The sequence below is a fragment of the Macromonas nakdongensis genome (assembly GCF_002837145.1).
GTDB classification, from domain to species: domain Bacteria; phylum Pseudomonadota; class Gammaproteobacteria; order Burkholderiales; family Burkholderiaceae_C; genus Macromonas_B; species Macromonas_B nakdongensis.
On record NZ_NWMV01000021.1, the window covers coordinates 1 to 7061 of the forward strand.

8 protein-coding genes are annotated in these 7061 nt (G+C 69.7%); 7 read left to right on the plus strand and 1 reads right to left on the minus strand.

What is annotated here, in order from left to right; genetic code table 11:
- The first annotated feature begins 83 nt into the window (after window positions 1-83).
- Window positions 84-665: a HutD/Ves family protein gene (locus CON77_RS03925; RefSeq protein ID WP_101047839.1), complete on the plus strand. Its 582-nt coding sequence runs from the start codon at window positions 84-86 to the stop codon at window positions 663-665.
- A gap of 27 nt (window positions 666-692) precedes the next feature.
- Here CON77_RS03925 and CON77_RS03930 read toward each other — a convergent pair whose 3' ends face one another.
- Window positions 693-1295 (minus strand): helix-turn-helix domain-containing protein, encoded by a 603-nt coding sequence (locus tag CON77_RS03930; protein ID WP_101047840.1) that lies wholly within the window; start codon window positions 1293-1295, stop codon window positions 693-695.
- Window positions 1296-1502: 207 nt separating this feature from the next.
- Here CON77_RS03930 and glnT point away from each other — a divergent pair, with 207 nt between their 5' ends.
- From glnT to CON77_RS03960, 6 genes are all read left to right on the plus strand, one after another.
- Window positions 1503-2849, plus strand: coding sequence for a type III glutamate--ammonia ligase (gene glnT / locus CON77_RS03935; protein ID WP_101047846.1), 1347 nt, complete (start codon window positions 1503-1505; stop codon window positions 2847-2849).
- 11 nt (window positions 2850-2860) lie between these two features.
- On the plus strand, window positions 2861-3769 hold the full coding sequence (locus CON77_RS03940) for a class II glutamine amidotransferase domain-containing protein (RefSeq protein WP_101047841.1): 909 nt from the start codon (window positions 2861-2863) through the stop codon (window positions 3767-3769).
- Window positions 3757-4446 carry a GltB/FmdC/FwdC-like GXGXG domain-containing protein gene (locus CON77_RS03945; protein WP_101047842.1) on the plus strand — a complete coding sequence of 230 codons (690 nt, stop codon included), beginning with the start codon at window positions 3757-3759 and terminating at the stop codon, window positions 4444-4446. The genes CON77_RS03940 and CON77_RS03945 overlap by 13 nt, the downstream gene beginning before the upstream one ends.
- A 9-nt stretch (window positions 4447-4455) precedes the next feature.
- Window positions 4456-5820, plus strand: a complete 1365-nt coding sequence (locus tag CON77_RS03950) for an FMN-binding glutamate synthase family protein (RefSeq protein WP_101047843.1) — start codon at window positions 4456-4458, stop codon at window positions 5818-5820.
- A gap of 12 nt (window positions 5821-5832) precedes the next feature.
- Entirely contained in the window at window positions 5833-6411 is a 579-nt protein-coding gene (locus CON77_RS03955; protein ID WP_101047844.1) for a dimethylamine monooxygenase subunit DmmA family protein, read from the plus strand.
- Window positions 6408-7061: ferredoxin reductase (locus CON77_RS03960; protein ID WP_101047845.1), on the plus strand; the 654-nt coding region annotated here is incomplete at its 3' end. The genes CON77_RS03955 and CON77_RS03960, both read left to right, overlap by 4 nt.

Here is a 7061-nt window from a genome sequence, read left to right on the forward strand (position 1 = left end):
GCCGACCTGGGCCTGGTGGGCGACCTGTTCGAGGCCCTGCCGGCCCTGAGCGCCGGCCTGCCGGCCGCCCCCACGGGGGCCGCATGAGCGTGGGCCCCGCCCCCTGGCGGCGCTTCGTCATCGGGGACCTGCCGCGCGAACCCTGGCGCAACGGCGCGGGCTGGACCCGCACCGTGGCCAGCCACAGCGAGCAGGACACCTTGTGCTGGCGCGTCAGCGTGGCCGACATCGGCGCCGCCGGGCCGTTTTCCGTGTTCGACGGTCTGGACCGCACCGCGGTCATGGTCCGCGGCGCCGGCCTGCGGCTGGCGGGCGAAGGCCAGGCCTGGCACTTCGAAGGCCCTGGCGCCTACGCCCAGTTCCCGGGCGAACTGGCACTGGCCTGCGACGCCCCGCGCGTGCCCACCCAGCTCTGGAACGTGATGGTGCGCCGCGGCCGGGCCCAGGCCGACCTGCTCATCGCCGAAGGCGACACGGTGGCACTGCCCCAAGCGCCCGACGTGCTGGTGCTGGTGCTGCGCGGCCACTTCCAGGCCCACGGGGCCGACACCGGGTCGCTGACCCTGGACACCGGCGAGGGCCTGCACCTGCACGGTCCGCTCGCCCCCACCCGACTCACCCCCACCGCCCCCGACGGCCTGCTGCTCGTCACCGCCCTGCGCTGAGGCGCCGGGCCCCTCGGTTCCCTGGCTTCATTCCGCGTTGCGCGGGTAAACGATGAAGGACAGGAACTTGATCGGGCACTTCACCAGCTTTTCCGGCCCGTGCGCCACCTCCCCCTGAAACGTCAGCGCATCGCCCGGCTCCAGCAGGTAGGTGTCGTGGCCGCAGCGGTACTCCAGCTGGCCCTCCAGCATGTACAGCAGCTCCGTGCCCGGGTGCTGGAAGGTGGGGTAGTGCTCCGAATCGTCGTCCATGGTGATCAGGAAAGGCTCGAACAGCTTGACCGGGCCCTGGTCGTAAGCCAGCAGGTGGTAGGTGTGCCCGCTTTTGGTGCCGCGGCGCACCACTTCCATGCCCGCGCCCTTTTTGATGTGCTGGGCGGTGTTGACCGACACGTCGTACTTGCTGAACAGCATGGACATGGACACCCCGAGCGCGCGCGCGATGCGCGCCAACGTGTCCATGCCGGCCGAGGTCTGGCCGTTCTCGATCTTGGACAGCATGCCCCGGCTGATGCTGGCCTGCTCCGACACCTGCGCGATCGTCAGCCCGTGGCGCTGGCGCAGCTCCTTGATGGCCGACCCCACCGATTCCTCCAGGGAAATGGGGGCCTTGTCGCTGGTTTTGTTCATCTGCCTCTCCTTGTGTGGTGGTCCGAAAAAGTGTACGGCCCGCGCGCCTGAAAAAATTCACATCAGGCACAAATGTTGCATAACAAGAAACATCGATGGTGGTCGTGCACCGACATCGACACCGCCCAACCCCGACACCGCCGAAGGAGCTTTGCCTTGAACACACTCGCCACCCCTTTCGCCAACCCGTTCGATCCGGGGGCCCTGGTGCCGCCCAAGCGTTTCGACTGCGTGGAAGACGCGCAAAGCTACCTCAAATCCCAGGGCGTGGCCTATGTGCTGGCCCAGTTCGTGGACATCCACGGCGTGGCCAAGGCCAAGTCGGTGCCGGTGGACCATTTGAACACCGTCATGACCGATGGCGCGGGCTTCGCCGGCTTTGCCATCTGCGGCGTGGGCATCGAGCCACACGGCCCCGACTTCATGGCCGTGGGCGACCTGTCCACCGTCTCGCTGGTGCCCTGGCAACCCGGGCTGGCGCGCATCGTCTGCGAAGGCCACGTGGAGGGCGAGCCCTGGGCCTACGACAGCCGCGTGGTGCTGAAAAAGCAAGTGGCGCGCCTGGCCGAACAGGGCCTGACCATGTTCACCGGCCTGGAACCCGAGTTCTCGCTGCTGCGCCGCAACGCCGACGGCAGCATCGTGCCCCACGACGCCAGCGACACCCTGGCCAAGCCCTGCTACGACTACAAGGGCCTGTCGCGCACCCGGGTGTTCCTGGAAAAGCTGTCCGACGCCATGCGCGCCACCGGCATCGACGTCTACCAGATCGACCACGAAGACGCCAACGGCCAGTTCGAGCTGAACTACACCTACGCCGACTGCCTGACCTCCTGCGACCACTTCGTCTTCTTCAAGATGGCCGCCAGCGAGATCGCCAACGAACTCGGCCTGATCTGTTCCTTCATGCCCAAGCCCTTCGCCAACCGGCCGGGCAACGGCATGCACATGCACCTGTCCATCGGCGACGGCCAGCGCAACCTGTTCCAGGACAAGGCCGACCCGAACGGGCTGGAACTCTCGCCCATGGCCTACCAGTTCATGGCCGGCCTGCTGCACCACGCACCGGCACTGACCGCCCTGTGCGCACCCACCGTCAACTCCTACAAGCGCCTGGTGGTCGGCCGCTCACTGACCGGCGCCACCTGGGCCCCGGCCTACATCAGCTACGGCGACAACAACCGCTCGACCATGGTGCGCATCCCCAAGGGCCGGCTGGAACTGCGCCTGCCCGACGGCGCCTGCAACCCCTACCTGGCCACGGCCGCCGTCATCGCCGCCGGCCTGGACGGCATCGCCAAGGGCATGGACCCGGGCGTGCCGCGCAACGTCAACCTGTACGAGTGGAGCGAGGCGCAACTGGCCGAAGCCGGCATCGGCCTGCTGCCGCAGAACCTGAACGCCGCGCTCGACGCGCTGGAGGCCGACACCGTCATCCGCGAGGCGCTCGGGCCGGTCACGGGCGAGTTCCTCAAATACAAGCGCATGGAGTGGATCGAGTACATGCGCCACGTCTCCGAGTGGGAAGTCAAGCAATACCTGGAATTTTTCTGAAGGAAGCAACCATGTGTGGAATTGTGGGTTTGTTGTTGAAAAAGCCGGCGCTGTACAGCCGCCTGGGCGAATTGATGGTGCCGATGCTGATCGGCATGACCGAGCGCGGTCCGGACTCGGCCGGCATGGCCGTGTTCGGCCAACCGCTGCCGGAAGGCCAGCGCAAGGTCAGCGTGTATTCGGGCCTGACCGAGGCCGGCGCCGCCTACGACTGGATCGGCCTGGCCGATGCCCTGAACGCGGCCCTGGGCGTGCACGCCCACGTGGTGGCAAAGGGCAACCACGCCGTGTTCACCTTTGACGGCCCGGCCGAACCGGTCAAGGCCTTTGTGCAAGCGCAGGACGCCAAGCTGCACCTGCTGTCCACCGGCCGCGGCATCGAGCTGTACAAGGACATCGGCACCCCGGCCGAGGTGGCGCAGCGCTACGACTTCGCCGCGCTCACCGGCAGCCACCTGGTGGGTCACACCCGCATGGCCACCGAATCGGCCGTGACGCCCGACCGCGCCCACCCCTTCACCGCCGGCGAGGACTTCTGCCTGGTGCACAACGGCTCGCTGTCCAACCCCAACGGGGTGCGCCGCATGCTGGAGCCGCGCGGCATCCACTTCGAGACCGACAACGACACCGAGGCCGCCTGCCGCTTCCTGGAGTGGCGCCTGCGCGAGGGCGACACCCTGCACGCCGCGCTGCAAAAGGGCTTCGAGGCGCTGGACGGTTTCTTCACCTTCCTGATGGGCACGCCGACCGAGCTGGCCCTGATCCGCGACCCCTTCGCCTGCAAGCCCGCGGTGGTGGCCGAAACCGACGACTACGTCGCCATCGCCTCCGAATTCCGCTCGCTCGCGCACCTGCCGGACGTCAAGCACGCCACGGTTTTTGAACCCGCTCCCGAGGAGATGTACGTATGGAAAATCTGACCTTCGACCTGAGCGCGCGCACCGTCCGCGAGCTCAACCAGCACCTGCACGGCACGCCCGAATCGCTGGCCGGCCAGCACATCACCGTGCTCAATCCGGACGGCGCGCACAACATCGCCGTCGGCATCAACGCCCCGGTGCAGGTCACCGTGGTGGGCCACGCCGGCTACTACGCCGCGGGCATGAACAAGTTCGCCGACGTCACCATCGAAGGCAGTGCCGGCACCGGCGTGGCCGAGAACATGATGAGCGGCAAGGTCCACGTCAAGGGCTTCGCCTCCAACGGCGCCGGCGCCTCGGCGCACGGCGGCCTGCTGGTCATCGACGGCGACGCCGGCCTGCGCTGCGGCATCTCGCTCAAGGGCGCCGACATCGTGGTCGGCGGTTCCGTGGGCAGCTTCTCGGGCTTCATGGCCCAGGCCGGGCGCATGGTGGTCTGCGGCAACGCCGGCGACGCGCTCGGCGACTCGCTCTACGAGGCGGTGATCTACGTCAAGGGCGAGATCAAGAGCCTGGGCGCCGACGCCCAGCTCGAGCCACTGGGCGAGGCCGACATCGCCGCGCTGACCGAACTGCTGGCCGCCGCCAGCCTGCACCACGCCCCCCAGGATTTCAAGCGTGTGGCCTCGGCCCGCAGCCTGTACCACTGGAACGCCGACGCCGATCAGACCTATTGAGGAGCCCCCATGAGCACCGAACACCCCATCGCCTTCAAACGCCTGCAGCGCGAAGAGTCCGCCAGTTTCGACCGCAGCACGCTGGACTACATCCACCGCGCCGCCGGCACCGGCCTGTACGAAATCCGCGGCCTGGGCGCCAAGCGCAAGCTGCCGCACTTCGACGACCTGGTCTTCCTCACCGCCTCGCTCTCGCGCTACCCGCTGGAGGGCTACCGCGAAAAGTGCTCCACCAAGACCGTGCTGGGCACCCGCTTCGCCAAAAAGCCCATCGTGCTGGACACCCCGATCACCGTGGCCGGCATGAGCTTCGGCGCGCTGTCGGCCAACGTCAAGGAAGCGCTGGGCAAGGCCGCCACCGCCATGGGCACCAGCACCACCACCGGTGACGGCGGCATGACGTCCGAGGAACGCCAGTCGTCCAAGACGCTGGTGTACCAGTGCCTGCCCTCGCGCTACGGCTTCAACCCCGACGACGTGCGCCGCGCCGACGCCATCGAGGTGGTGCTGGGCCAGGGCGCCAAGCCGGGCGGCGGCGGCATGCTACTGGGCCAGAAGGTGAACCCGCGCGTGGCCAAGATGCGCACCCTGCCCCAGGGCGTGGACCAGCGCTCGGCCAGCCGCCACCCCGACTGGACCGGCCCGGACGACCTGACCATCAAGATCCAGGAACTGCGCGAACTGACCGACTGGGAAAAGCCCATCTACGTCAAGGTGGGCGCCACCCGCGTTTACAACGACGTCAAGCTGGCGGTCCACGCCGGCGCCGACGTGGTGGTGGTGGACGGCATGCAGGGCGGCACCGCGGCCACCCAGACCTGCTTCATCGAACACGCCGGCATTCCCACGCTGGCGGCGGTGCGCCAGGCCGTGGCCGCGCTGCGCGACCTGGACATGATCGGCACGGTGCAGCTCATCGTCTCGGGCGGCATCCGCACCGGGGCCGACGTGGCCAAGGCGCTGGCGCTGGGCGCCGACGCGGTGGCCATCGGCCAGGGCGTGCTGATGGCCCTGGGCTGCAACCGCGACACCTACCAGCAGGGCGGCCAGAACCACAGCGCCGAGGCCGACTACGCCGCGCTGGGCACCCAGGCCGGCTACTGCCACCACTGCCACACCGGCAAGTGCCCGGTGGGCGTGACCACGCAGGACCCGATCCTGGAGCAGCGCCTGGAGCCCGACAACGGCGCCAAGCACGTCAAGAACTACCTCAAGACGCTGACCATGGAGCTGACCACCCTGGCCCGCGCCTGCGGCAAGCAGGACGTGCACCACCTGGAGCCCGAAGACCTGGTGGCGCTGACGGTGGAGGCCGCCGCCATGGCCCAGGTGCCGCTGGCCGGCACCCAGTGGATTCCCGGCCAGAACGGCTGAAGGAGCCCGCACATGCGCCCCGCCCCCTCCGACATCCAAAGCCGCCCGGTGTACGCCCCGCTGTGCCCCGAGGCCACGGCCAGCCGCCACTGGCTGGTGCTGGAAGCCGACGCCTGTCCCGCCGACGCGGGTGCGGCGCTGGTGCAGGCCTTTGCGCCGGTGGCGGCGGCGCTGCGGACCTGGTCCGTCGGGCCGCTCGCGCTCGACGGACTGGCACCGACCGCCTTGCCCGACACCGCCGCGCTGGCGGCGGCGCTGGCCCAGGCCGGCCCGTTCCGGGTCAACGACCGCCTCTATGTGCAAGGCACCGAGCCCTTCATCTGGTCGGTCGCCGCGCTGGCCCGGGCCGCCGGCCTGGCGCCCGAACAGCTGCGCCTGGCCCACGCCGGCAGCCTGCGCCGGCGCGTCTGGTGCACCCACTGCCACGGCGTCACCGAAGGCGTGACCACCAGCACCGTGCCCTGCGCCGGCTGCGGCCGGCACCTGCTGGTGCGCGACCACTTTTCCCGCCGTCACGGCGCCTTCATGGGCGTGATGGTCGATGCCGAAGCTCCGGGCCAGCGCCCGGCGGTGCAGGAGGTGTTTCCATGATCGTGTCTGCCCTGAAACTGCGGGTCGCCGCCATCGACGACATCGCGCCCAGCCTGCGCCACCTGCGCCTGGAAGCGGCCGACGGCTCGGCCCTGCCCCCCACCGGCGCCGGCGCGCACGTGCTGCTGAGCCTGCCGGGCGCGGCACGCACCCACCGCAACGCCTACTCGCTGGTCAACCCGCCAGGCACGCGCAGCGGCTACGACGTCATCGTGCGCCGGGTGCCCACCTCGCGCGGCGGCTCGGCCACGGTGCACGAGCGCCTGCGGGTCGGCGACCGGCTCGACGCCCAGCCGCCCGGCAACCTGTTCGCCCCGGTGCGCCCCGCGCGCCACCACCTGATGATCGCCGGCGGCATCGGCATCACGCCCTTCCTGTCCTACCTGCAGGACGCCGGCGTGCGCCAGACCGGCGCCACCCTGCACGTCTGCTGCCGCGAGTCGGAGAAAGACGTCTTCCAACCCTGGTTGCCCGACGGGGCCGACGTGCGCTTCCACTGGGACGCCGACGGCCACCGGCTCGACACCGCCGCGCTGCTGGCCGACCAGCCGGCCGGCACCCACCTCTACGTCTGCGGCCCCAGCGACCTGAACGACGCGGTGGTGCGAGCCGCCGCGGCCGCCGGCCGGCCAGCCAGCCAGGTCCACACC

Coding starts and splice junctions, on each gene's coding strand:
- CON77_RS03925 (WP_101047839.1), top strand. CDS start 84: ATGAGCGTGGGCCCCGCCCCCTGGCGGCGCTTCGTCATCGGGGACCTG.
- CON77_RS03930 (WP_101047840.1), bottom strand. CDS start 1,295: ATGAACAAAACCAGCGACAAGGCCCCCATTTCCCTGGAGGAATCGGTG.
- CON77_RS03940 (WP_101047841.1), top strand. CDS start 2,861: ATGTGTGGAATTGTGGGTTTGTTGTTGAAAAAGCCGGCGCTGTACAGC.
- CON77_RS03945 (WP_101047842.1), top strand. CDS start 3,757: ATGGAAAATCTGACCTTCGACCTGAGCGCGCGCACCGTCCGCGAGCTC.
- CON77_RS03950 (WP_101047843.1), top strand. CDS start 4,456: ATGAGCACCGAACACCCCATCGCCTTCAAACGCCTGCAGCGCGAAGAG.
- CON77_RS03955 (WP_101047844.1), top strand. CDS start 5,833: ATGCGCCCCGCCCCCTCCGACATCCAAAGCCGCCCGGTGTACGCCCCG.